This window comes from Streptomyces sp. NPDC091281 (genome assembly GCF_044757425.1).
GTDB lineage: Bacteria > Actinomycetota > Actinomycetes > Streptomycetales > Streptomycetaceae > Streptomyces.
Window position 1 is genome coordinate 1 of the sequence record NZ_JBIVUY010000020.1, and the last position, 25,157, is coordinate 25,157.

General features: G+C 73.7%; 19 protein-coding genes. 13 read left to right on the plus strand and 6 right to left on the minus strand.

The features are described 5' to 3' along the window. Nucleotides 1–249: 249 nt before the first annotated feature. A complete protein-coding gene (rpmB, locus tag ACIQPQ_RS35920) occupies nt 250–435 on the minus strand; it encodes a 50S ribosomal protein L28 (protein ID WP_004924906.1) in 186 nt (61 codons plus the stop codon). Between the two features lie 328 nt (nt 436–763). Here rpmB and ACIQPQ_RS35925 point away from each other — a divergent pair, with 328 nt between their 5' ends. After that, on the plus strand, nt 764–2,530 hold the full coding sequence (locus ACIQPQ_RS35925) for a DAK2 domain-containing protein (RefSeq protein ID WP_401312738.1): 1,767 nt from the start codon (nt 764–766) through the stop codon (nt 2,528–2,530). 78 nt (nt 2,531–2,608) lie between these two features. Here ACIQPQ_RS35925 and ACIQPQ_RS35930 read toward each other — a convergent pair whose 3' ends face one another. Together ACIQPQ_RS35930 and ACIQPQ_RS35935 are read right to left on the minus strand one after the other, a co-directional pair. Next, entirely contained in the window at nt 2,609–5,671 is a 3,063-nt protein-coding gene (locus tag ACIQPQ_RS35930) for a tetratricopeptide repeat protein (protein ID WP_401312740.1), read from the minus strand. Then, the gene (locus ACIQPQ_RS35935; protein ID WP_401312743.1) at nt 5,671–7,557 is read right to left on the minus strand and encodes an HSP90 family protein; all 1,887 of its coding nucleotides are present in this window, start codon (nt 7,555–7,557) and stop codon (nt 5,671–5,673) included. Before ACIQPQ_RS35935 ends, ACIQPQ_RS35930 begins: the two co-directional genes overlap by 1 nt. 166 nt (nt 7,558–7,723) lie before the next feature. On the opposite strand from ACIQPQ_RS35935, the gene recG reads away from it, so the two are divergent. From recG to mutM, 8 genes are all read left to right on the plus strand, one after another. Further along, nucleotides 7,724–9,952, plus strand: a complete 2,229-nt coding sequence (recG, locus tag ACIQPQ_RS35940) for an ATP-dependent DNA helicase RecG (protein ID WP_401312746.1) — start codon at nt 7,724–7,726, stop codon at nt 9,950–9,952. 311 nt (nt 9,953–10,263) lie between these two features. After that, nucleotides 10,264–10,851 (plus strand): 16S rRNA (guanine(966)-N(2))-methyltransferase RsmD, encoded by a 588-nt coding sequence (rsmD, locus tag ACIQPQ_RS35945; protein ID WP_401312749.1) that lies wholly within the window; start codon nt 10,264–10,266, stop codon nt 10,849–10,851. Nucleotides 10,852–10,877: 26 nt separating this feature from the next. Further along, entirely contained in the window at nt 10,878–11,357 is a 480-nt protein-coding gene (gene coaD / locus ACIQPQ_RS35950; protein WP_383774291.1) for a pantetheine-phosphate adenylyltransferase, read from the plus strand. Nucleotides 11,358–11,536: 179 nt separating this feature from the next. Further along, on the plus strand, nt 11,537–12,637 hold the full coding sequence (locus ACIQPQ_RS35955; protein ID WP_401312752.1) for an ATP synthase F0 subunit B: 1,101 nt from the start codon (nt 11,537–11,539) through the stop codon (nt 12,635–12,637). 158 nt (nt 12,638–12,795) lie between these two features. Continuing rightward, a complete protein-coding gene (locus tag ACIQPQ_RS35960) occupies nt 12,796–13,449 on the plus strand; it encodes a YceD family protein (RefSeq protein ID WP_383774233.1) in 654 nt (217 codons plus the stop codon). Between the two features lie 2 nt (nt 13,450–13,451). Further along, nucleotides 13,452–13,625, plus strand: a complete 174-nt coding sequence (gene rpmF / locus ACIQPQ_RS35965; protein ID WP_007493396.1) for a 50S ribosomal protein L32 — start codon at nt 13,452–13,454, stop codon at nt 13,623–13,625. Between the two features lie 7 nt (nt 13,626–13,632). Further along, entirely contained in the window at nt 13,633–14,460 is an 828-nt protein-coding gene (gene rnc, locus ACIQPQ_RS35970) for a ribonuclease III (RefSeq protein ID WP_383774231.1), read from the plus strand. A 126-nt stretch (nt 14,461–14,586) separates the two neighbouring features. Further along, nucleotides 14,587–15,447, plus strand: coding sequence for a bifunctional DNA-formamidopyrimidine glycosylase/DNA-(apurinic or apyrimidinic site) lyase (gene mutM / locus ACIQPQ_RS35975; protein ID WP_401312756.1), 861 nt, complete (start codon nt 14,587–14,589; stop codon nt 15,445–15,447). Here the strand turns inward: mutM and ACIQPQ_RS35980 are convergent. Together ACIQPQ_RS35980 and ACIQPQ_RS35985 are read right to left on the minus strand one after the other, a co-directional pair. Beyond that, nucleotides 15,420–15,830 carry a winged helix-turn-helix transcriptional regulator gene (locus tag ACIQPQ_RS35980; protein ID WP_383774227.1) on the minus strand — a complete coding sequence of 137 codons (411 nt, stop codon included), beginning with the start codon at nt 15,828–15,830 and terminating at the stop codon, nt 15,420–15,422. The genes mutM and ACIQPQ_RS35980 overlap by 28 nt on opposite strands. Before the next feature lie 207 nt (nt 15,831–16,037). Continuing rightward, nucleotides 16,038–17,258: a CAP domain-containing protein gene (locus tag ACIQPQ_RS35985; protein WP_401312759.1), complete on the minus strand. Its 1,221-nt coding sequence runs from the start codon at nt 17,256–17,258 to the stop codon at nt 16,038–16,040. Nucleotides 17,259–17,446: 188 nt separating this feature from the next. Between ACIQPQ_RS35985 and ACIQPQ_RS35990 the strand changes: the two genes are divergently transcribed. The 4 genes from ACIQPQ_RS35990 (at nt 17,447) to ACIQPQ_RS36005 (ending at nt 23,874) form a co-directional block, all read left to right on the plus strand. Beyond that, nucleotides 17,447–17,728 carry an acylphosphatase gene (locus tag ACIQPQ_RS35990; protein ID WP_383774223.1) on the plus strand — a complete coding sequence of 94 codons (282 nt, stop codon included), beginning with the start codon at nt 17,447–17,449 and terminating at the stop codon, nt 17,726–17,728. Between the two features lie 387 nt (nt 17,729–18,115). Further along, entirely contained in the window at nt 18,116–18,319 is a 204-nt protein-coding gene (locus ACIQPQ_RS35995) for a hypothetical protein (RefSeq protein ID WP_383774221.1), read from the plus strand. A gap of 285 nt (nt 18,320–18,604) precedes the next feature. Beyond that, nucleotides 18,605–22,180, plus strand: a complete 3,576-nt coding sequence (gene smc, locus ACIQPQ_RS36000; protein WP_401312763.1) for a chromosome segregation protein SMC — start codon at nt 18,605–18,607, stop codon at nt 22,178–22,180. A 275-nt stretch (nt 22,181–22,455) separates the two neighbouring features. Beyond that, entirely contained in the window at nt 22,456–23,874 is a 1,419-nt protein-coding gene (locus tag ACIQPQ_RS36005; RefSeq protein WP_401312766.1) for a sugar porter family MFS transporter, read from the plus strand. Between the two features lie 185 nt (nt 23,875–24,059). Here the strand turns inward: ACIQPQ_RS36005 and ACIQPQ_RS36010 are convergent, their stop codons facing one another. Continuing rightward, entirely contained in the window at nt 24,060–25,028 is a 969-nt protein-coding gene (locus ACIQPQ_RS36010; RefSeq protein WP_401312769.1) for an LLM class flavin-dependent oxidoreductase, read from the minus strand. Between the last annotated feature and the right edge of the window lie 129 nt (nt 25,029–25,157).

Here is a 25,157-nt window from a genome sequence, read left to right on the forward strand (position 1 = left end):
AGTACGAGGGTCCACGCCCGGCACGCCGAGAGCACGCACCTGACGCCGCGCGGCCGCCCTCCGGGCGACGACGGGAATTGTCAGACAGGCCCTAGCGGCGCGGCGGTCCAGGGACCCCGCGGCGGGCCGCCCGCCGCGGGGGAGCGTGCCGCGGGGCACGGCCGTCGCAGGGCACAGCGAAGAGCCGGCCCACCGAGGTGGACCGGCTCCTCACAGCGAACCAGCAGTGGCCGCGCGCTTAGCTCTGCGTCAGCGCGAGACCTTGCCGGCCTTGATGCACGAGGTGCAAGCGTTCACGCGCTTCGGCGTCCCGCCGACCACGGTACGCACGCGCTGGATGTTCGGGTTCCAGCGACGGGGCGTACGGCGGTGCGAGTGCGAGATGTTGTTGCCGAAGCCCGGCCCCTTGCCGCAGACGTCGCAGTTGGCAGCCACGGGTCACTCCAAAGACTTCAGATGCACTTACGGATGATCCCGGCATGCCGGGATCACGATCATGGGATCAGACCTGAGTGGCGGTGCCAGGAGAGAGCCCGAGAGGATCGGGCAACCGGAGCAGCATACAACGACTGCGCCAGTGCAACGAAACTACCATGGCTGCTCAGGGCCCCCGCCCCCGGTCACCCCCGGTCCGGTCCGGGCGGGACGGGGCAGGAGGAGGGGCAGGAACAGGGGCGGGAGCAGGGGCGGGACGCCGGGCGGGAGCACCCCGGGCCCGCACGGTCTACGCTGCGTCCCAGTCCAGCAGCTCAAGGAGGCGCCGGTGCCGCACGTGCCGCAGACATGCTTCGATGCTCTCGCGGTGCGCACCTGGTGCGAGCTGTCGCTGCGCGGGCTCGGCCGCGTGCGCGAGGAGATCGACGCGATCAACGTCTACCCGGTCGCGGACGGTGACACCGGCACCAACCTCTACCTCACCGTGGAGTCGGCGGCGACGGCCGTGGAGGCGGTGTTCGCGGGACACGCCACCGCCGACTCCGGCGGGACCGGGGCCGCCGCGCCCGCCGCTCCTTCCCCGGCCGACGCCGCGCGCGCGATGGCGCACGGAGCGCTCATAGGCGCGCGCGGGAACTCCGGGACGATCCTGGCGCAGCTGCTGCGCGGCATGGCCGACGTCCTCGCCGCCGACGACCCCGGCGAAGCGGGCCCCCGCACCGACGCCGCCCGGCTGCGGCTGGCGCTGCGCCGGGCCGCCGACTCCGCCCGGCAGGCGGTCGCGCACCCGGTCGAGGGCACCGTCCTCACCGTCGCCTCGGCGGCGGCCGACGCCGCGGGCACCGGCGACGACGGCGACTGCGCGTCCGTCGCGCGCGCCGCCCACCGGGGCGCCCGCGCCGCCCTCGCCGCGACCCCGGGCCAGCTCGCGGTGCTGGAGCGCGCCGGGGTGGTCGACGCGGGCGGACGGGGCCTCGTGACGGTCCTCGCGGCACTGGTGGCGACGTTCACGGGGGAGTGGCCGACGGAGGGCGGCACCACGCGGGCGCCCGGCGGCCGTACGGAGGCGGATCACGCGCGCGCGGGCGGCCCGCCCGGCGACGAGGCGCCCGACGCCGAGGGAGAGGTCTGCGCGGGCGGCGCGGAGAGCACCGGGGACGGGGGTCCGGGCGGGCCCGCCTTCGAGGTGATCTACCTCCTGGAGGCCGAGGACGCCGCGGTGGCCCGGCTGCGGCGGCGGCTCGACGCCCTGGGCGACTCCCTCGTCGTCGTCGGCGGCGACGGGCTGTGGAACGTCCACGTGCACGTCGACGACGCGGGCGCCGCCGTGGAGGCGGGCGTCGAGGCGGGACGGCCGTACCGCATCCGCATCACGCACTTCGGCGCCGACGACGTGCACACGCGCGGGGGCGAGCACCCGCCCCGCGAGCGCGTGCAGCGCGCGGTCGTCGCCGTCGTCCCCGGTGAGGGCCTGGCCGGTCTGTACGGCGAGGCGGGCGCGACCACCGTGCTCGCCCGCCCCGGCGAGCCGCCCGCCAGCGGCGAACTCGTCGAAGCCGTACGGCGGGCCCACGCGCGCGAGGTCGTGCTGCTGCCCAACGACGCCGAGCTGCGGCACACCGCCGCCGCCGCGGCCGAGCAGGCCCGCGGCGAGGGCATCCGGGCGGCGCTCATCCCGACCCGTTCCGCGGTCCAGGGCATCGCCGCGCTCGCCGTGCACGAACCGGGCCGCCGCTTCGACGAGGACGTCGTCGCGATGACCTCGGCCGCCGGTGCCACCCGCTACGCCGAGATCGCCGTCGCCGAACGCCAGTCGTGGACCATGGCCGGCATCTGCCAGGCCGGTGACGTCCTCGGCCTCGTCGACGGCGACGTGGCCGTCATCGGCGCCGACGTCACCGCCACCGCCGAGGCCGTCCTGGACCGAATGCTGTCGGCGGGCGGCGAACTCGTCACCCTCGTCCTCGGCGACGAGGCCCCCGACGGCGTGGCCGACCGCCTGGAGGCACGCGTCCGCGAGGCCTACCTCGCCGTCGACACCGTCGTCTACCGAGGCGGACGCCAGGGGGCGCTGCTCCTCATCGGGGTGGAGTGAGGGCCGCAACACCGTCCGGGGCGGCCTGAGCGCGACCCCGCGGGGAGGCCGGGCCCCGCCCCGCCGCCCCGCGTCCGCTCACCTGTCCCGCTGTTCCTCCGCGGCCTGGAGGAGCTGGTCCGCCTCCGCGCGACGCTCCCCGAGGGTCTTCTCGTCGGCACCCTCGGCCCCGGCCCGCGCCTCCGCCGCCGCGCAGATCCGGAGCACCGCACGCGCGCGTGCCGCCGCCCGGGCCGGCCGGCCCAGGTCGGCCTCCAGCCAGCCCGCGGCCAGCTCGGCGCTCGTGCGGGGAGCCAGGGCCGCCTCGCCCAGGGACACGAAGACCGCGGCGGCTTCCGTCATCTCGGCCAGGGACTCCTCCAGCGCGCCCGAGATCGTCTCGTCGTCGGCGTCCTCGGGCGCGGAGCGCGCCAGCAGGTCACCGAACTGGCGGTGGGTGTGGCCCCGTTCGAAGACCAGCCGCAGCCGCGCCTCGGCCTCCTCCCCGCGCGCGGCGCCCTCGGCGTCCGGGGCGCCCGGCCCGGTGCCGTCCGCAGGGCCGAGCGCGGCCAGCGCGTCCGCGCACTCCTGGACGGCCGCCGCCATCAGCCTCCGCGCCCCGGCAGGGCCGTCCTCCGTGCGCAGCGCGAGCCACGCGCGCGCCCGCAGGGACCGCACCAGGCCGTGCGTGTTGCCCAGGGAGCGCCACAGGTCGCCCGCGCGCGCGTACGCCGTGTCCGCCTCGCCGGGCAGCCCGGCGTGGCCCAGGGACTCGGCGGCGAGGTGGGCCAGCGTCGCGTGGTCGTGCTGCTCCGGCCAGTGCCGGGCCGTCTCGGCCGCCTGGAGCCTGCGTTCGGCGGCGGCCCGGTGCTCGCCCAGCTCGCTCAGGCAGTCGCCCAGCCACCACTGCGTCTGCACGACCGCGCCGTCGCCGTGCGTCTCGGCGGTCAGGTCCGCGAGCGCCGACTCCAGCACCTCGGCGGCCTCGGCCCACCGCCCCAGGCGCACCAGGAAGCCGCCCAGCTGGTGGCGCGCCCACGCGCCGAACGTCGGGCCCGCGCCCGCCTCGTCGGCCCAGTGCGCGGCCTCCAGCGCGTGCTCGGCGGCCTCCTCGGCGTCGCCCCGGCCGCCGACGACCTCGGCCAGCTGGAGGCCGAGCTGCGCCCGCCCGACCGGCTCCAGGAACGCGCCGCCGTGCTCCAGGGCCGCCCGCAGCGCGCGTTCGGCCTCCGCGTGGTCGCCCAGCTGGTGCGCGATCCCGGCGAGCCGGGCCTCGTACTCCACGGCGAACCAGGGCAGTCCCGCCCCGACGAACTCGGCCGCGGCCCGCGCGAACAGCTCCGCGCCCGCCTCGGCCTCCGCGCGGTCCCCGGACCGCACCGCCAGCTCCGCGAGCATGGCGTGCCCCTCGGCGACCCGCGCCACGAGCCGTACGTCGTCCCCGGACCGCCCCTCCACCAGCGCCAGCAGCTCCCGTACGGCCGACTCCGCAGCCGCCCGGTCGCGCGGGTCGGCGGTGCCGTCGGCCTCCTGGACGCGCCGCATGAGGATGCGCGCGCGGCCCATCAGAACGCCCGCGGCCTGCGGTATCCCGGTGCCGCCCTCGGCGTACAGCCCGAGGACCCGGTCGTAGGGGTCGGCCACCGCGGCGAGCGCCTCGTCGATCTCCCCGCCGAGCGCGCGGACGTACGCGGCACGCGCGCGTGCGGCGAGTGCCTCGCCGGGGTCGCCCGCCTCCTCGTACAGCTCGGCGGCCCGCTCGAACGTTTCCGCGCCCTCGGAGCCCAGGCCCATCGCCTCGTGGTCGGCGATCTCCGCGCGGTCGCGCGCGTCGAGCGCGGCGTCCTCTCCGGTGGCGTCCTCGGCGGCCTGCGCCGCGCGCGCCACCGCGGCCCAGGCCTCCACGGCGTGCGGCTGGAGCGTGTCCGACAGCCGCCGCGCCTCGGCGAGCAGCGACGGCAGGTCCGTCGCGGCGGGGCCGTCCACGGGCGCCGCGGCGGCCGGGGTCTCGGCCGGTGCGGTGGCAGGGGCGTCGGCGGGCCGCGGCCGGGTCGCGCGGACGCCGAGCGGAAGCCGCTCCACCAGCGGCTCCTGCGCCATGCGCGCGCGGGCCCGTTCGCTGACGTACGAGGTGCCGTTGCGCGCGTCGAAGCGGGCGGCCAGCGCGAGCGCCTCCTCGCGCGCGTGCGCGCCCAGCTCGTCCGCCGTCCACTCCCGGCCCGCCGGGCCGCTCACCCGCTGCCCGCCGAGCCCCAGCGCCGACAGCCGCCCGGTCAGCAGCGCGACCACGCTCAGGAACTCCAGCTTGCTGCGCGGCTGCCCCTCGTCGGTGAAGTACGCCGGGCGCTCCGCGAGGAGCTCCAGGCCGCGCGCCTCGTTGCCGGTGAGGGCGCAGAACTCCACGTGGTCGGCGTACGCGGCCCGCATGCTCTCCATCGGCCGCACCAGCCGGAAGCCCCGCAGGTGGTGCGCGCGGGCCTCCTCCAGCCGGCCCAGACGCAGCAGCGGCAGCAGCGACGACGCGAGGACGGTGTGCGGCTCGTGCGCGCAGGTGTAGGCGCCCTCCAGGACCGGCGCCCACAGCTCCAGCGCCTCCGCGTCCCGGCCGCGCCGCGCCCGCCACCAGCCCTGCCCGTGCAGCTCGCACGCGTGGCAGTCGGCCATGGTGTCCCGGTCCGCGGCCAGCCAGGCGGCGAACGCCCGCTCGGCCCGCTCCACGTCGCCGACGTGCGCGGCCACGCTGAACTCGGCGCCGCGCACCGCCCGTTCGGAGTGCCCGGCCAGCCGGTAGCGGTGCTCCATCTCGCCGAGCCACTTCTCCACCGACGCCAGCGGCACGTGCGGCTGGTCGAGCATGCCCGCCGACATCCACTTGAAGACCCAGTGCAGCGAGTGCGTCTCGTACGCGTCGAAGTCCTCGGGCCGTTCGTCCCACATGCGCAGCAGCCGCGCGAACGGGACGAACATCTTGTCCTTCTCGGAGCTGTAGTTGTAGACCTTCAGCTGGTGTCCGAGCGCCTCGATCACGGCCAGCGGCACGTCCAGCCGCTCGGCCTCCGCGAGCAGGTGCTCCGCGCGCGCGTTGCGCGCCGGGCCCTCCGGCTGCTCGCCGTTCTCCGCCATCGCCCGGCGGAGGGACTCGAAGTCCGTGATGCCCGTCATCAGTGATCGTCCTCCCCAGGTGTCGCGTCCCCGCGCCCCAACTCCCCGCGCGCGGCGCCCTTGTGCGGGGTGTCCCCGTGCGTGGCCCATTCCAGGAGGCCGATGAACGCCCGGTTCAGCAGCGCGGAGTCGGCCGGTCGCAGCGGGCGCTGCGCCATGAGCAGCGCCTGCCCGTACAGCGACTCCGCGGCTGTGCCGATGAGTTCGGCGTCGCCCAGCGAACTGATGCGCCGCACCAGCGGGTTGAGATGGTTGAGCACCAGACGCGCGCGCGGGGCGCCGCCGCGCAGCGAGCCCAGGATGCCCGCCCACAGGTCGTCGGCCCGCGCCTCCGCCTCCGCGCGCGCCTGCTCGTGCCGCGCCGAACGGTCGTCCAGGTGCAGCGCGGGCACCGACAGCGGGTGGAACGCGCGCAGCACGACGTCACAGCCCAGCGGGTCGAGCTTCGCGCGCGCGGCGGCCAGGAACCCGGACAGCGCCAGCTCCTCCGCCGGGTCCACGGCGTCGAGATGCGCGGTCACGGTGTCCGGGTCCAGCTCGGCGACGACCGTCCCCGGCCGCACCGACGGCAGCGCCTCGACCAGCTCGCTGTCGTACGTGTAGCCGCCGTTGACGACGCCGACGCCCTGCGCGGACGCGATCGGGGCGACCTGGCGGTACTCCTCCACCGTGCGCGTGAAGTGCACCACCGGATGCCGCTGCGCGAACTCCTCCAGCGACAGCCGCCCGTCGCTCGTCTCGAACGGCAGCCAGGGCAGCATCGTCCGCAGCATCTCCGGATCGTGCCGCGCCAGCGACTTCACCCCCAGATGGTGCACGGCCAGGAACGCGGCCAGCCGCTCCGGGTCACCGGCCGCGAGCCCCGTCAGCCACGCCCGGACACGCTCACCCAGCGCCTCCCGCACGGCGGCCAGCGTCTCGTCCTCGTACAGCGCCTCCCGCGAGGCCGTCGGCCGCAGACTGTCGGTGTCCAGGACGCACCGCACGAAGAACGCCCAGTCCGGCAGCAGCTGTTCGGCGCGCTCGGTGAGCAACATGCCCTTCAGGTGCACCCGGTGGGTCGCCCGCTGCGCCGGACTGACCGCGGCGGGCAGCACGTACGCCACCCCGCGGACCCCCGCCACCGGCACGTCCAGCGCGATCGAGTCCAGCGGCGTGAACCCGAACAGCTCGTGGCAGTGCCGGGCCAGCGCCACCCGCCGGTTCGCGGGCGAGGCGTACGGCCGGTCCCAGGGCGCGGGCAGGTCGGTGACCGCCTCCTCACCCACCCGCACGTCGTACGGCAGCAGCGAGCCGAAGTCGCGCGCGAGCTGGAGCACCCGCCGCTCGGTCAGCCACTCCGCGGCGCCCGCGCGCGCCGTCAGGTGCACGGTCGTACCCGGCTCGGGACGCTCCTCGTGCGCGACGGTCCGCACCGTGTACGAGCCGTCGTCGCGCGCCGTCCACTCCACCGGCGGCGCGTCCGGCGTACGGGAACTGCGGCTGACCACCCTGATCCGCTCCGCGACGACGAAGCAGGCGAGCAGCCCGATGCCGAACTGGCCGAGGAAGTCCGAGCGGACCTCCTGGAGCCCGTCCGCGCGCTTCGAACTGCGGCCGATGGTGGCCAGCAGGCTGTGCACGTCCGACTCGGTCAGCCCGACGCCGGAGTCCTCCACCCGCAGCCGCCCGTCCGCCGCGAACAGCCGCACCCGCGCCGGGGCACCGGGCTCCTCGGCCCGCCGGGCGGTGATGGCGTCCACGGCGTTCTGGAGCAGTTCGCGCAGATACACCTTGGGACTGGAGTAGAGGTGCTGGGAGAGCAGGTCCACCAGACCGCGCAGGTCGACCTGGAACGTGTGAGGCGGAGGTGACGCCTGGGATGGCTGTGAGGTCTGGGAGTCCATCGTCGCTGCGCCGGGGACGGGGGGAGGATCGACGGCGCGGGGTCGGGCGGTCCCGGTGGGGCGGTGACCGCGGGGATGGCCGGAGCGCGCCATCCTAGGGCCCCAACGAGCCGTCTGACCAGGACTTTCAGGACACGTTACGGCAATGTCAGTGCGGTGGTGTGCAATGGATCTCGTGCCCGCACTCGACGAACCACTGAAAAAGGTGCTCGGCCCACCGACCGCGAAGGCGATGGCCGAGCACCTCGGCCTGCACACCGTCGGCGACCTCCTGCACCACTACCCCCGGCGGTACGAGGAGCGCGGCCAGCTCACGCACCTCGCCGACCTCCCCATGGACGAGCACGTCACGGTGGTCGCCCAGGTCGCCGACGCCCGGCTGCACACCTTCGCCTCCGCCAAGGCGCCCCGCGGCAAGGGCCAGCGCCTGGAGGTCACCCTCACCGACGGCAACGGCCGCCTCCAACTGGTCTTCTTCGGCAGCGGCGTGCACAAGCCGCACAAGGAGCTGCTGCCCGGCACCCGCGCCATGTTCTCCGGCAAGGTCTCCCTCTTCAACCGCAAGCTCCAGCTCGCCCACCCGGCGTACGAGCTGCTGCGCGCCGACGGCGAGGGCGCGGGGGAGGCCGTCGAGAGCTGGGCCGGTTCGCTCATCCCGATCTACCCGGCCACCGCCAAGCTGGAGTCCTGGAAGATCGGCAAGGCCGTGCAGGTCCTCCTGGACAGCCGCGCGGAGGAAGAGGCCCTGGACCCCCTGCCGGAGTCCCTGCGCGCGGGCCGCGGCCTGGTCACGCTCCCCGAGGCCCTGCGCGGCATCCACCGGCCACGCACCAAGGCCGACATCGACACCGCCCGCGCCCGCCTGAAGTGGGACGAGGCCTTCGTCCTGCAAGTCGCCCTCGCCCGACGGCGGCACGCGGACTCCCAGCTCGCGGCGACCCCGCGCGTGCCCCGCGAGGACGGGCTGCTCGCCGCCTTCGACGACCGGCTGCCGTTCACCCTCACCGACGGCCAGCGCAAGGTGTCGAAGGAGATCTTCGACGACCTGGCCACCGACCACCCCATGCACCGCCTCCTCCAGGGCGAGGTCGGCTCCGGCAAGACGATGGTCGCCCTGCGCGCGATGCTCGCCGTGGTCGACGCGGGCGGCCAGGCCGCGATGCTCGCGCCCACCGAGGTCCTGGCCCAGCAGCACCACCGGTCGATCGTGGAGATGATGGGCGAGCTGGCCGAGGGCGGCATGCTCGGCGGCGCCGCCGACGCCACCAAGGTCGTCCTGCTCACCGGCTCCATGGGCGCCGCCGCCCGCCGCCACGCCCTGCTCGACCTGGTCACCGGCGAGGCGGGCGTCGTCATCGGCACCCACGCCCTCATCGAGGACAAGGTCCAGTTCCACGACCTCGGTCTGGTCGTCGTCGACGAACAGCACCGCTTCGGCGTGGAGCAGCGCGACGCCCTGCGCGGCAAGGGCAAACAGCCCCCGCACCTCCTCGTCATGACCGCCACCCCCATCCCGCGCACGGTCGCGATGACCGTCTTCGGCGACCTGGAGACCTCGGTCCTCGACCAGCTCCCGGCGGGACGCTCCCCCATCGCCAGCCATGTCGTCCCCGCCGCCGACAAGCCCCACTTCCTCGCCCGCGCCTGGGAACGCGTCCGCGAGGAGGCCGAGAACGGCCACCAGGCCTACGTCGTCTGCCCCCGCATCGGCGACGACGACGAACCCGGCACCGCCAAGAAGGGCGCCGCCCGGAAGTCCGCCGAGGACGAGGCCGAGAAGCGGCCCCCGCTCGCCGTCCTGGAGGTCGCCGACCAGCTCGCCAAGGGCCCCCTCCAGGGCCTGGCCGTCGAGGTGCTGCACGGCAGGATGCACCCCGACGACAAGGACGCGGTCATGCGCCGCTTCGCCGCCGGGGACACCGACGTCCTGGTCGCCACCACGGTCATCGAGGTCGGGGTGAACGTGCCCAACGCCACCGCGATGGTGATCATGGACGCCGACCGTTTCGGCGTCTCCCAGCTGCACCAGTTGCGCGGCCGGGTCGGCCGCGGCTCCGCCCCCGGACTCTGCCTCCTGGTCACCGAGATGCCCGAGGCCAGCCCGGCCCGCCAGCGCCTCGGCGCGGTCGCCGCGACCCTCGACGGCTTCGAGCTGTCCCGCATCGACCTCGAACAGCGCCGCGAGGGCGACGTCCTCGGCCAGGCCCAGTCCGGCGCCCGCTCCAGCCTGCGCGTCCTCGCCGTCATCGAGGACGAGGAGATCATCGCGGAGGCCCGCCAGGAGGCCACCACCCTGGTCACCACCACCCCCGACCTCACCCACCTCCCCGCCCTCCACACAGCCCTCGACGCCCTCCTGGACCAGGAAAGAGAGCAATACCTGGAAAAGGGCTGACCCCCCTACCTCCCAAAACCCCCACCCCAGGGGACGCGGGGAACCGCGCACTCCCACCGAACCCACCCGCACTCCTGCCCCCCGACCCAGAACCCCCACCCCAGGGGCGCGGGGAACCGCGCACTCCCACCCTCCCCACCCGCACCCCTCACCCCCGGCCCAGACCCCCCACCCAGGGGCGCGGGGAACTGCGCGACCAGCCCCCACCCACCCGCACCCGAATCCCCACCCCCCGGCGGAGCCACCCACTCCCTGCCAGACTTGCCCCACACCCACCCGCCCACCCACCCGCCCACGACAAGGACCCCGAGATGACCCGCGTGATCGCCGGCACCGCCGGCGGACGCCACCTGGCCGTGCCACCAGGCACCGGCACCCGCCCCACCTCCGACCGCGCACGCGAGGGCCTCTTCTCCACCTGGCAGTCCCTCCTCGGCGGCCCCCTGGACGGCGAACGCGTCCTGGACCTCTACGCGGGCTCCGGCGCCGTCGGCCTGGAGGCCCTCTCCCGCGGCGCCCACCACGCCCTCCTCGTCGAGGCCGACGCCCGAGCCGCCCGCACCGTCCGGGAGAACGTGAAGAACCTCGCCCTCCCCGGCGCCGAGGTCCGCGCGGGCAAGGCCGAGCAGGTCATCCGCACGGCACCCCCGGCCACCCCGTACGACCTGGTCTTCCTCGACCCGCCGTACGCCGTCACCGACGACGATCTTCGGGAGATTCTCCTCACACTCCGCGCGGAACGCTGGCTCGCGGCCGAAGCCCTCGTCACCGTGGAGCGCAGCACCAGAGGCGGCACCTTCGACTGGCCGGACGGCTTCGACGCACTCCGGTCCCGTCGCTACGGCGAGGGAACGTTTTGGTACGGTCGCGCCGCCTCAACGTGCGAAGACGCACGATGACCGGACCGGAGAGCGAGGGATCACTAGTGCGCCGCGCCGTCTGTCCCGGGTCGTTCGACCCGATCACCAACGGACACCTCGACATCATCTCCCGCGCCTCCCGTCTCTACGACGAGGTCTACGTCGCGGTGATGATCAACAAGTCCAAGAAGGGCCTGTTCGACATCGACGAGCGGATCGACCTGATCCGCTCCGTCACCGCCGACTACGCCAACGTCCGCGTCGAGGCCTTCCACGGCCTCCTCGTCGACTTCTGCAAGCAGCGCGAGATCCCCGCCATCGTCAAGGGCCTCCGCGCCGTCAGCGACTTCGACTACGAACTCCAGATGGCCCAGATGAACAACGGCCTCTCCGGCGTCGAGACGCTCTTCGTGCCGACCAACCCCACCTACAGCTTCCTGTCGTCCTCCCTGGTCAAGGAGGTCGCCACCTGGGGCGGCGACGTCTCCCACCTGGTCCCGCCGCTGGTCCTGGAACAGCTCACCGAACGCCTCCGCAAGAGCTGAACCGCCCCCGCACCGCCACCCGGCCCCCTGCCCGGAGCCTCGCTCGCACCGCCACCCGGACCCCGCCCCGGCCCACCCGCCCGTCTGACGCCCCCTCACCCGCTGTCGGCCGGACACCTCATGGCCGTACAGTCGTCCCGTCCGTCTCCAACACAGCTGTAGAGAGTGGCGAGCAACCGGTGGACGTGCAGAAGAAGCTCGACGAGATCGTCACCGCGGTCTCCAGTGCCCGGTCGATGCCGATGTCGGCCTCGTGCGTGGTCAACCGCGCCGACCTGCTCGCCCTGCTGGAGGAGGTGCGCGCGGCCCTGCCCGACTCCCTCGCCCAGGCGCAGGAGCTGATCGGCGGCCGCGAGCAGATGGTCGAGCAGGCCCGCCAGGAGGCCGACCGGATCATCTCCACCGCCCACGTCGAGCGCGGTTCGCTGATCTCCGACACCGAGATCGCCCGCCGCTCCCAGGCCGAGGCCGACCGCATCCTCGCCGAGGCCCGCAAGGACGCCGAGGAGGTCCGCGCCGAGGCCGACGACTACGTCGACTCCAAGCTCGCCAACTTCGAGGTCGTCCTCACCAAGACCCTCGGCTCCGTCGGCCGCGGCCGCGAGAAACTCCTCGGCACCGGTCCCGGCCTCGACGAGCAGGGCTACGCCGACGAGGACGCCCCCGAGCGCAGCCACGACCCCGAGACCCTCCGCCGCGACGCCGACGCCTACGTCGACGTCAAGCTCGGTGCCTTCGAAGCGGTCCTCGCCAAGACCCTGGAGGCCGTCGGCCGGGGCCGCCAGAAGCTGCACGGCCGGATCGCCAGCGACGACCTCGGCGCCCTCGCCGACGACGACAGCACCTACCAGCACTCCTCCGACGCGGACTACCTCGCCGACCTCGCCTCCCTCGCGGACACCCCGGCCCGCGCCGCCACCCCCGAACCGCCCGCGCCCGCCCCGTACGAGCAGCAGCCGCAGGAGACGTTCGCCGCCGCCCACGACTACACCCCCGCGGCCGGCACCCCCGTCCCGCAGCAGGACCCCTACGGCGGCTACCCGCAGCAGACGTACGGCGGACAGCAGGACGCCTACGGCTACCAGCAGGCCGATCCCTACGCCTACCAGGGCTACGACGCCCAGCAGCAGGCCTACGACACCGGGCAGACCCCGCAGAACCCGCAGGCGCCGGACCAGCACGCCCAGCAGGGGTACGCCCTCGACGAGACCAGCCTCTTCGACACCGGCATGATCAGCGCCGAGCAGCTGCGCGCCTACGAACAGGGCCGCGGCCTCTGAGACCCCCGACGCCCGTACCCGGAGGCCGTGACCACCGGATTGGGCTGTGGCGGGAAGGTCAAGTATCCTGGCTCTTCGGTCGCGCCTATGTCCGCGATCACCGCTGCCCGGAACACCGAAGGGCGGCGCCCTCATAGCTTGGAAGATCGAAAGCTGGAATGGCACCTCACGCCCGCCTCGACCACCGCAACCCCCTCGTGTTCGACACACACGAGCTGGGTCGGCGTCCGGGTGCGCTGCAGCGCCTGACCCGCGAGATCGACGCCCCCAAGGACCTCGGGATCGAGGGGGTCGTCGGAGTGCCGGAAGGCACCCCGGTCAAGCTGGAACTCCGTCTGGAGTCGGTGCTCGAAGGGGTGCTTGTCACAGGCACCGCCCGTGCGCGGGCCGAGGGGGAGTGCGTAAGGTGTCTGGAGCCGGTCGGGCTGTCGCTCGACACGGACTTCCAGGAGATGTTCTCGTACCCTGACGCCGACGACCGGGGCCGCGTGAAGGCGGAACCGGCCGACGACGCCGAGGAAGACGAGGACAGGCTCTTCCTCGAGGACGGCATGTTCGACCTCGAACCCGTGCTGCGCGATGCGGTGGTGCTCGCACTGCCGATGCAGCCGGTGTGCCAGGACGACTGCCCCGGCCTGTGCTCCCAGTGCGGAGCCCGGCTGGCGGACGACCCGGACCACCACCATGACGCCGTCGACATCCGTTGGGCGGCACTGCAGGGACTCGCCGGTTCACTCGGAGACGGCGAGAAGGACGAGATGAGTGGCGAGGCGCCCGGTTCGGCGCACGCCAACGAGAAGCAGGAGAAGTAGCCGTGGCTGTTCCGAAGCGGAAGATGTCGCGCAGCAACACGCGCCACCGCCGGTCGCAGTGGAAGGCTGCGGTCCCCACCCTGGTTGCGTGCGAGCGCTGCCACGAGCCCAAGCTGCAGCACATCGCGTGCCCGTCGTGCGGCACCTACAACAAGCGCCAGGTCCTCGAGGTCTGAGCGGCCGGTGAGAGGCTCCATGTCTGACGCCAAGAAGCACCCCGTCCGCGCAGGCGGCGGATCGGCGGACACCACAGCCTCGTCCCACACGCTTCTGGAAGGGCGGCTCGGCTACCACGTCGAGTCCGCCCTTCTGGTGCGCGCGCTGACCCACCGTTCCTACGCGTACGAGAACGGCGGCCTGCCGACGAACGAACGCCTGGAGTTCCTCGGGGACTCCGTGCTCGGCCTCGTCGTCACGGACACGCTGTACCGCACCCACCCCGACCTGCCCGAAGGCCAACTGGCCAAGCTGCGGGCCGCGGTGGTCAACTCGCGTGCGCTGGCCGACGTGGGTCGCGGCCTCGACCTGGGCGCCTTCATCCGGCTCGGCCGCGGTGAAGAGGGCACGGGCGGCCGGGACAAGGCGTCCATCCTCGCCGACACCCTCGAAGCGGTGATCGGCGCGGTCTATCTCGACCAGGGCCTCGACGCGGCCTCCGAACTGGTGCACCGCCTGTTCGACCCGCTGATCGAGAAGTCCTCCAACCTCGGCGCCGGCCTGGACTGGAAGACCAGCCTCCAGGAACTCACCGCGACCGAAGGGCTCGGCGTCCCCGAGTACCTGGTCACGGAGACCGGCCCCGACCACGAGAAGACCTTCACCGCTGCCGCCCGCGTCGGAGGCGTCTCGTACGGCACCGGCACCGGCCGCAGCAAGAAGGAGGCGGAGCAGCAGGCCGCCGAGTCCGCCTGGCGGTCCATCCGGGCCGCCGCGGACGAGCGCGCCAAGGCGGCACAGGCCGAAGCGGCCGACGCCGACGGCAGCCTGGACCAGGAGTCCGCCTCCGCCTGAGCAGTACGCGGTACCACGGCGAGCGCCCGCCCCACCGGGGACGGGCGCTCGCCCCGTACGGCGCCCGGTGACCGCACCGGCACCGAGCCAGCAGTGGCACACCAGCCCACACGGGGAGCGCAGTCGATGCCCGAGTTGCCCGAGGTCGAGGTCGTCCGGCGGGGCCTGGAGCGGTGGGTCGCCCACCGCACGGTCGCCGAGACCGAGGTCCTGCATCCGCGTGCCGTCCGCCGCCACCTGGCGGGCGCCGACGACTTCACCCACCGGCTCAAGGGCCATCAGGTCGGCACGCCGAGCCGCCGCGGCAAGTACCTGTGGCTGCCGCTGGCGGACACCTCGCAGGCGATCCTGGCCCACCTCGGCATGAGCGGACAGCTCCTGGTGCAGCCGCAGGGCTCGCCCGACGAGAAGCACCTGCGCATCCGGTTCCGGTTCGCCGACGCGGTCGCCACCGAACTCCGCTTCGTCGACCAGCGGACCTTCGGCGGGCTCTCCCTGCACGACACCGGCCCCGACGGCCTGCCCGACGTCATCGCGCACATCGCCCGCGACCCCCTCGACCCGCTCTTCGACGACGAGGCCTTCCACCAGGCGCTGCGCCGCAAGCGGACCACCGTCAAGCGCGCCCTGCTCGACCAGTCGCTCATCAGCGGCGTCGGCAACATCTACGCCGACGAGGCGCTCTGGCGCTCCCGCCTGCACTACGACCGCCCCACCGGCGGCCTCACCCGCCCCCGCACCCAGGAACTCCTCGGCCACGTCCGGGACGTCATGAACGCGGCCCTCTCCGTCGGCGGCACCAGCTTCGACAGCCTGTACGTCAACGTCAACGGCGAGTCCGGCTACTTCGACCGCTCCCTGGACGCCTACGGCCGCGAGGGCGAGCCCTGCCGGCGGTGCGGCACGCCGATGCTGCGCCGCGCCTGGATGAACCGGTCCAGCTACTTCTGCCCGAAGTGTCAGCCGGTGCCGCGCGTGTCGTCGTAGCGCGCGCGGGCGGCGAGGACGTCGTCCATCCGCCCCTCCACCAGCTGGATCAGGCCGAGCAGCCGGTCGGCGACGTCCCGGCCGAGGGGCGTCAGTTCGTAGTCCACGCGCGGCGGGTTGGTGGGCTGTGCCTCACGGTGCACCAGACCGTCCCGCTCCAGCGCGTGCAGGGTCTGGGACAGCATCTTCTCGCTGACGCCGTCGACCCGGCGTCGCAGCTCGTTGAAGCGCAGCGACCCCTCGTACAGCGCGCCGAGCGTGAGCGCGCCCCAGCGTCCCGTCACATGCTCCAGCGTCCCGCGCGACGGGCAGGCCTTGGCGAACACGTTGTAGGGAAGGTCCCCCAGCTCCGGCCGGTCGACGCCCTCCTGAATCCCGTTCATGCCTCAAGCGTACGCGAGCACAGCGCTCACCAACAGGTTGCACTAACTGTGAGTTAGTGCCCGAGCTGTCCCCGAGGCGTCAGGCGACGGCGGCCCCAGCGGGCCCGGCGGATAACGGGCCCGGAAGCATCGGGGCGGGGATGCCGTGGCCCCCGTAAGCCTCAAGCCCTCAAGCTCCAGCCCTCCAACCCTCCAGGCCCTCCAGCGTCAGAAGCCGAAGTCCTGCGTCCACCAGGGCCCGCCGGAGCCCAGGTGCACGCCGACGCCCAGCGTCTTGAAGTCGCAGTTCAGGATGTTCGCGCGGTGCCCCGCGCTGTTCATCCAGGCCTCCATCACCGCCGCCGCGTCGGCCTGCCCGCGGGCTATGTTCTCGCCGCCGAGGCCCGTGATCCCGGCCTTCGCGGCCCGGTCCCAGGGGGAGGCCCCGTCGGGGTCGGTGTGGTCGAAGAAGCCCCGCGCGGCCATGTCCGCGCTGAAGTCCTGGGCGAGGCCGGTGAGGGAGCTGTTCGCGGCGAGCGCGCTGCACCCGACCTTGGCGCGCTCCTCGTTGACGAGCTTGAGGACCTCGGCCGCCGCCTGGGCCTCGGCCGAGACCGTCACGGGCGCCTCGGCCTTCGGCGGGGCCGCCGTCGCCGCCCGGGACGGGGTCTCGCGGGGCTGCTCGCGCGAGGGGGTGCCCGTCGGCTTCTCGCTCTTGCGCGCGGGCGCCTCCGGCTTCGCCTCCTCCGTCGGCTTCTTCCCGGCCCGCTCGCTCGCCGAGGGGGACGCCTTCTCGCTCTCCGGGGCGCTCGGGGACGCCTCGGAGGCGGACGGGGTGGGGGAGCCGGGGGCCGAGGTCGAGGGGGCCGCGGCGGCGCCGGGCGCGCGGCCGGCCGGCGTACCGTCGCGGCCGGGGTCGGCGGAGCCGGAGGTGCCGCCCTGCTCGGCGGCCGAGTTGCGGGGCACGTCACCGGCCGTGACCCGGTCGGTGCCCCCGCCGCCGCCCAGCTGGTAGTTGTCGAGGCCGGGCACCACGCCGGTGGCCACCGCGACCGTGCCGAGCGCGACCGCCGCGGACACACCGAGCAGTCCCGTCTTCACCGGGGTCACGGCCTTGCGCTTGCGGCGCCGTCCGGGACCGCCGCGGCCACCGCCGTGCGACCCGCCGTCCGGTGTGAAGCCGTCCGAGGCGAACGCCTCCGAGGCGAAGTGGCCCGAGCCGTCCGGCTGGCCCGGTCCCTCGGGCGCGAACAGGTACTCCTCGCTCCGGGCGACCGAATCGGCGTACGCCTCCGGGTTCAGATACGGCGCGATGCCCATGGTGGGGCGGTCGTCGCCGTACCCGTCGTGCCCGGCGCCGTCCGGCGCGGAGCCCCCCTCGTGGCGGTTGCTGCCCGCGGCACGGCCCGTGGCGGCCGGGCCCGCGGCGGAGCGGCGATGGCGTCCCATGTCCTGGCCTTCCTCGTCCGTCGAAGTCCCCCGGGCCGACCGGGCGCGCGGCGGCGCCTGGCTGCTGACGATCGGCCAAACTCACTCGATCAGGTGAGTTTCATATGAGATGCATTGGACGGGGACGGTACCCCATGGCGCGCGAGGAGGAAGTGTCCCGAGCGGCTTTGCCCGGTTAGGTTGCCTCCATGAGCGAGGATGTACGGCTGGTCGCCTGGGTGCGCGGACACGTCCAGGGCGTGGGATTCCGCTGGTTCACGCGGGCCAAGGCGCTGGAGATCGGCGGCCTGAGTGGTTTTGCTCTCAATTTGGCCGACGGGCGGGTGCAGGTGGTCGCCGAAGGCGCCCGCGCGGGCTGCGACGGACTGCTCGCCTGGCTCCAGGGCGACGACACGCCCGGCCGCGTCGACGGCGTCACCGAGATATGGGACACACCCCGCGGCGGCTACGAAGGGTTCGCCATCCGCTGACCCGCCGCGCCCGGACGGACCCGCGGCGGCGCCGGTCTGTGCCCCCGGCATCTGCCGCGGAGGAAAAGGGGCAGGTGGTTGCCAAGTAACCGCTTGTACTGGCATGCTCCGCACCCAGGAATGATCGCCTCGCCCCGAGGGCCCGCAGGAGTCGCAGCGCCGCCGTTCCAGGCCGCGCGCCCCGCGCCGTCCGCCCGCACGGGGTGTGATCGTGTTGACCGTCAAACTTTTTGGTGAGACGCTGAAAGCACCCCGCGCACCCAGCTGTTTGGCATGGATGAACGGCATCAGGACCGCCGATCACCGTCCCTGTCACAACCGCGGGTGCGAATCCCTCACGACCCACACCGCTTCCGGTCGGTCACTCAGTGTGGAGGACCATCCATCATGGCAAAGGCGCTTCTCGGTTACGTCGGCGGCTCCGACCCGCGACTCCTCTCCGAGATGCGACGGCTCCAGCAGCGCGTCCAGGACCTGGAGAACGAACTCGGTCGCATTCAGGCCGAGAACGACGCGCTCACGGCTGCCGCTTCTCACGACAGGTTCATGGAGAGCATCGACGCACACCAGGTGGAGCCCGCGCTCACCTGATCGCTGCACTGCTCCACCACAGCAGACACCGTGGTCGGGGTGGCGCATCCGAATCCCGCGTCCCACCGCTCAGTCGTCGGTACGTGCATCAGAATGTGCAAGGGACGCTTCGGCGTCCCTTCTTTCTTTCCCCCTGAGGTCCGACCCGGCGTCCCGGTCCCCCGAAGCCCGTTGGCAACACCACGCATCGTTTCACCGTCTCAACGTCTGGTCTGCCCTCCGCGTTCACCGGCGAAACCGCGGGTTCATGGAGTGAGACACCCCCGCCGGGTAGAGTCCGGCGGCGTGCACCTCAAGGCCCTGACCCTCCGAGGGTTCAAATCGTTCGCCTCGGCCACCACACTCCGGTTCGAGCCGGGCATCACGTGTGTCGTCGGGCCCAACGGCTCGGGCAAGTCCAACGTCGTGGACGCCCTCAGCTGGGTCATGGGCGAACAGGGCGCCAAGTCGCTGCGCGGCGGCAAGATGGAGGACGTCATCTTCGCCGGCACCACCGGCCGCCCCCCGCTGGGCCGCGCCGAGGTGTCCCTCACCATCGACAACTCCGACGGCGCCCTGCCCATCGAGTACGCCGAGGTCACCATCACGCGGATCATGTTCCGCAACGGCGGCAGCGAGTACCAGATCAACGGCGACACCTGCCGCCTCCTCGACATCCAGGACCTGCTCTCCGACTCCGGCATCGGCCGCGAGATGCACGTCATCGTCGGACAGGGCCAGCTCGACTCCGTCCTGCACGCCGACCCCATGGGCCGCCGCGCCTTCATCGAGGAGGCCGCGGGCGTCCTCAAGCACCGCAAGCGCAAGGAGAAGGCGCTGCGGAAACTGGACGCGATGCAGGCCAACCTCGCGCGCGTGCAGGACCTCACCGACGAACTCCGCCGCCAGCTCAAGCCCCTCGGCCGGCAGGCCGCCGTCGCCCGCCGCGCCGCCGTCATCCAGGCCGACCTGCGCGACGCCCGGCTGCGCCTCCTTGCCGACGACCTCGTCCGGCTCCGCGAGGCCCTGCGGACCGAGATCGCCGACGAGGCCGCCCTCAAGGAACGCAAGGAGGCCACCGAGCAGGACCTGCGCCGGGCCCAGCAGCGCGAGGCCCAGCTGGAGGACGAGGTCCGCCGCCTCACCCCGCGCCTCCAGCGCGCCCAGCAGACCTGGTACGAACTCTCCCAGCTCGCCGAACGCGTCCGCGGCACGGTCTCCCTGGCCGACGCGCGCGTGAAGAGCGCCACCTCCGCGCCCCCCGAGGAACGCCGCGGCCGCGACCCCGAGGACATGGAGCGCGAGGCCGCCCGCGTCCGCGAACAGGAGGCCGAGCTGGAGGCCGCCCTCGACGCGGCGCGCAACGCCCTCGACGACACCGTCTCCCACCGCTCCGACCTCGAACGCGAACTGGCCGCCGAGGAACGCCGCCTCAAGGACCTCGCCCGCGCCATCGCCGACCGCCGGGAAGGCCTGGCCCGGCTCAACGGCCAGGTCAACGCGGCCCGCTCCCGCGCCGCCTCCGCCCAGGCCGAGATCGACCGGCTCGCCGCCAGCCGCGACGAGGCCCAGGAACGCGCCGTCACCGCGCAGGAGGAGTACGAAGCCCTCAAGGCCGAGGTCGACGGCCTCGACGCGGGCGAGCAGGACCTCGGCGACCGGCACGACGAGGCCAGACGGCAGCTCGCCGAGGCCGAAGCCGCGCTCGCCGCCGCCCGCGAGGCCGTCACCGTCGCCGAACGCAGCCGCGCCGCCACCCGCGCCCGCCACGAGGCCCTCGCGCTCGGCCTGCGCCGCAAGGACGGCACCGGCGTCCTGCTCGGCGCGGGGGAGCGGCTCACCGGACTGCTCGGCCCCGCCGCCGAACTCCTCACCGTCGTCCCCGGCCACGAGGTCGCGCTCGCCGCCGCCTTCGGCGCCGCCGCCGACGCCGTCGCGGCCACCACCCCGGCCTCCGCCGCCGAGGCCATCCGCCTGCTGCGCAAACAGGACGCGGGCCGCGCCTCCCTCCTCCTCGCGGGCGCCCCCGAGGACCCCGCCGACCCCCTCCGTACGGCACCCCCCGCGTCCGCCACCGGCCTGCCGCCCTTCGCCGCCGACCTGGTCCGCGCCCCCGCCGAACTGATGCCCGCCGTACGCCGCCTGCTGCGCGGGATCGTCGTCGTCGGCACCCTGGAGGACGCCGAGGAACTCGTCTACGGCCGCCCCGACCTCACCGCCGTCACCGCCGAGGGCGACCTGCTCGGCGCCCACTTCGCGCACGGCGGGTCCGCCGGGGCGCCCAGCCTGCTGGAGGTCCAGGCCTCCGTCGACGAGGCCGCCGCCGAGCTGGAGGAACTCGCCGTCCGCTGCGCCGGGCTGACCACCGCGCACGCGGCGGCCGACGCGCGGCGCCGGGAGTGCGCCGCCGCCGTCGAGGAACTGGGGGAGCGGCGGCGGGCCGCCGACCGGGAGAAGTCGGCCGTCGCCCAGCAGCTCGGCCGGCTCGCCGGGCAGGCCCGCGGCGCCGCGGGCGAGGCCGAGCGGTCCGCCGCGGCCGCCGCTCGCGCCCAGGAGGCCCTCGACCGGGCCGTGGCGGAGGCGGAGGAGCTGGCCGAGCGGCTGGCGGTCGCCGAGGAGCTGCCCGTCGAGGAGGAACCCGACACCGCGGCCCGCGACCGGCTCGCCGCCGACGGCGCCAACGCCCGGCAGACCGAGATGGAGGCCCGCCTCCAGGTCCGTACGCACGAGGAGCGGGTCAAGGGGCTCGCCGGGCGGGCGGACTCGCTGGACCGGGCCGCGCGCGCCGAACGTGAGGCGCGCGCGCGGGCCGAACAGCGCCGGGCCCGGCTGCGCCACGAGGCGGCCGTCGCCGGAGCCGTCGCCTCCGGCGCCCGGCAGCTCCTCGCGCACGTGGAGGTGTCGCTGCTGCGGGCCGACGCCGAACGCGCCGCCGCCGAGAGCGCCCGCGCGCGCCGCGAACAGGACCTGGGCGCCGCACGCGGGGCGGGCCGCGACCTGAAGGCGGAACTCGACAAGCTGACCGACTCGGTGCACCGCGGGGAGGTCCTCGGCGCCGAGAAGCGCCTGCGCGTGGAGCAACTGGAGACGAAGGCGCTGGAGGAACTCGGCGTCGAACCCGCGGGCCTGGTCTCGGAGTACGGGCCGCACCAGCCGGTGCCGCCGTCACTGCCCGCCGAGGGCGAGGAACTGCCGGAGGACCCCGAGGACCCGCGCAACCAGCCCCGGCCGTTCGTCCGGTCGGAGCAGGAGAAGCGGCTGAAGGCGGCCGAGCGCGCCCACCAGCAGCTCGGCAAGGTGAATCCGCTGGCCCTGGAGGAGTTCGCGGCGCTGGAGGAGCGCCACAAGTTCCTCAGCGAGCAGCTGGAGGACCTGAAGAAGACCCGGGCCGACCTCCTTCAAGTGGTGAAGGAGGTCGACGAGCGGGTCGAGCAGGTCTTCACCGAGGCGTTCCACGACACCGCCCGCGAGTTCGAGGGCGTCTTCGGCAGGCTCTTCCCGGGCGGTGAGGGGCGGCTGTTCCTGACCGATCCCGACAACATGCTCACCACCGGGGTGGACGTCGAGGCCCGGCCGCCCGGCAAGAAGGTGAAGCGGCTGTCGCTGCTGTCCGGCGGGGAACGCTCGCTGACGGCCGTCGCGATGTTGGTGTCCATCTTCAAGGCCCGCCCCAGCCCGTTCTACGTCATGGACGAGGTCGAGGCGGCACTCGACGACACCAACCTCCAGCGGCTGATCCGGATCATGCAGGAGCTCCAGGAGTCCTCGCAGCTCATCGTGATCACCCACCAGAAGCGCACGATGGAGGTCGCCGACGCCCTCTACGGCGTCTCCATGCAGGGCGACGGTGTGTCGAAGGTCATCTCGCAGCGCCTCCGCTGAACCACCACCCGCTGCCCCCGCCGCACTGCGTGCCCTCTACACCCGGTGTGACCAGCATCTTTTCAACACTTCACGAAGTGAACGCAATGCCTCATCGGTCTGGGTGAGATTTGACGAAGACCCGGCGTTTGACTTCGTTACTTGAAGGCATAGTCTCTGCAACGTTGCTTTTGCCTTCAGGTGTGAGGGGCACCGAACTGTGCGCCACTGGAACCCCACATCTGACAGGGCTCGCCCCCACCCGCGGCAGCGCTGCCGTGGCCCGAGGAGAACACGTGACCAGCACATCGCAGGCACCTCAGTCAGGAGCCGGGACGGCTCACCCCGATCATCTCGGGCACGTCATCTTCATCGCGGCGGCGGCCGCGATGGGCGGCTTCCTCTTCGGTTACGACAGCTCCGTCATCAACGGCGCGGTCGAGGCCATCCGGGACCGGTACGACATCGGCTCCGCGGCCCTGGCCCAGGTCATCGCCATCGCCCTGATCGGCTGCGCGATCGGCGCCGCCACCGCGGGCCGGATAGCCGACCGCATCGGCCGCATCCGCTGCATGCAGATCTCGGCCGTGCTCTTCACGATCAGCGCCGTCGGCTCGGCCCTGCCCTTCGCGCTGTGGGACCTGGCCTTCTGGCGGATCGTCGGCGGCTTCGCCATCGGCATGGCCTCGGTCATCGGCCCCGCCTACATCGCCGAGGTCGCCCCACCGGCCTACCGCGGCCGCCTCGGTTCCTTCCAGCAGGCCGCGATCGTCATCGGCATCGCCATCTCCCAGCTCGTCAACTGGGGTCTGCTCAACGCCGCGGGCGGCGACCAGCGCGGCAAGCTGATGGGCCTGGAGGCCTGGCAGGTCATGCTCGGCGTGATGGTCGTCCCGGCCGTCCTCTACGGCCTGCTCTCCTTCGCCATCCCCGAGTCCCCGCGCTTCCTGATCTCCGTCGGCAAGCGCGAGCGCGCCCGCGAGATCCTCAAGGAGGTCGAGGGCAAGGACGTCGACTTCGACGCCCGGATCGCCGAGATCGAGCACGCGATGAAGCGCGAGCACAAGTCGACCTTCAAGGACCTCCTCGGCGGCTCCTTCTTCTTCAAGCCGATCGTCTGGGTCGGCATCGGCCTGTCGGTCTTCCAGCAGTTCGTCGGCATCAACGTCGCGTTCTACTACTCCTCGACGCTGTGGCAGTCGGTCGGCGTCGACCCGACGGACTCGTTCTTCTACTCCTTCACGACGTCGATCATCAACATCGTCGGCACCGTGATCGCGATGATCTTCGTGGACCGCATCGGCCGCAAGCCGCTCGCCCTCATCGGCTCCGTCGGCATGGTGATCGGCCTCGGCCTGGAGGCCTGGGCGTTCTCCTACGACCTCGTCGACGGCAAGCTCCCGGCCACCCAGGGCTGGGTCGCCCTGGTCGCCGCCCACGTGTTCGTCCTCTTCTTCGCCCTGTCGTGGGGTGTCGTCGTCTGGGTCTTCCTCGGCGAGATGTTCCCCAACCGCATCCGCGCCGCCGCGCTCGGCGTCGCCGCCTCCGCGCAGTGGATCGCCAACTGGGCCATCACCGCGAGCTTCCCGTCGCTGGCCGACTGGAACCTCTCCGCGACCTACGTGATCTACACCGTCTTCGCCGCGCTCTCCATCCCGTTCGTCCTCAAGTTCGTCAAGGAGACGAAGGGCAAGACGCTGGAGGAGATGGGCTGACCCCGCGGCCCGTACGCCTGCCTCGGCCGTACGACCCGCCCCGGACGTACGCCCGGCCCCGGACCCACGGCTCGGCCCGGACGTACGGCCTCCGGGCCCCCGCACTCGGGGGGAGGGCCACCTCCCCGCTGCCCGTCCCCCCGACACCCGTGGCGCGTCCCGCCCCGGCCCGGTGACCTCGCAGGTCAGCCGAGCCGGGGCAGGACGTCCTCGCACAGCAGCCGCAGACTGCGCCGGCCCTCCTCCACGGGCATCCCGCCCGCCAGCGGATGCAGCACCAGACTGTCCGGCGCCCACGCCACGCACGCGTCCGGCGTGAGCACCCGGTACACCCCCTCCGCGCGCAGCTCCTCGACGGTGACCGCCGCCGACCGCACCGCCGAGCGGACCCCGCCCGACTGCCAGGACGCGTACGTCCGCGCCTCGTGCAGGAAGTGCTCCCCGTACACCGCCCACACCCGGTCCGGGTCCTCGGCGAGGTGCAGCAGCGGGGTCTCGGCGGGCGGCATCAGCACCCAGCCCTCGGTGCCGTACTCCACCAGCCGCTCCTTGTAGTACGCCTCCAGCTCCGGCAGGTGCGCGCTGGGGAAGAACGGCAGGCCCAGCCGGGCGGCCCGGCGGGCGGCGGCCCGCGAGGAGCCCCCGACCAGCAGCAGCGGATGCGGCGCCGTCCCAGGCCGCGGCGTCACCCGCACCGTACGGCCCCGGTAGGCGAACTCCTCCCCGGTCCAGGCGCTGAGCAGGGTCTCCAGCAGCTCGTCCTGGAGCCGCCCGCGCGCCGACCAGTCGACGCCCGCCCGCGCGTACTCCTCGGGCCGGTACCCGATCCCGGCGACCGTGACCAGCCGCCCCCCGCTCACCAGGTCCAGGACGGCGATGTCCTCGGCCAGCCGCAGCGGGTCGTGCAGCGGACCGATCACCGCCGACACCGTCACCGTCAGCCGGTCCGTCGCCCCGAGGACGGCGCCCGCGAAGGCGAACGGCGAGGGCAGCCAGTTGTTCTCGGCGCCGTGGTGCTCCTCGGTCTGCACGGTCGCCACACCGTGCGTGTCGGCGTACGCGGCCATCTCCAGGGCGGCCCGGTAGCGGGCCCCGAGCGCGGCGGGGGAGGCGCCGGGGGCGACGAGGTTGAAACGGACGACGGCGACGGGCACGGGAGGCCCCCCTTCGGTCGGGGAGGCGGACCATAGCTGACGCACCGTCAGGTCGCCAGGGCCGTGGCACGCCCTCGTCGGCGGTACGGCACGGCCCTGTCGCCGGGGCGGGCGACCGGCCCGGCGGGA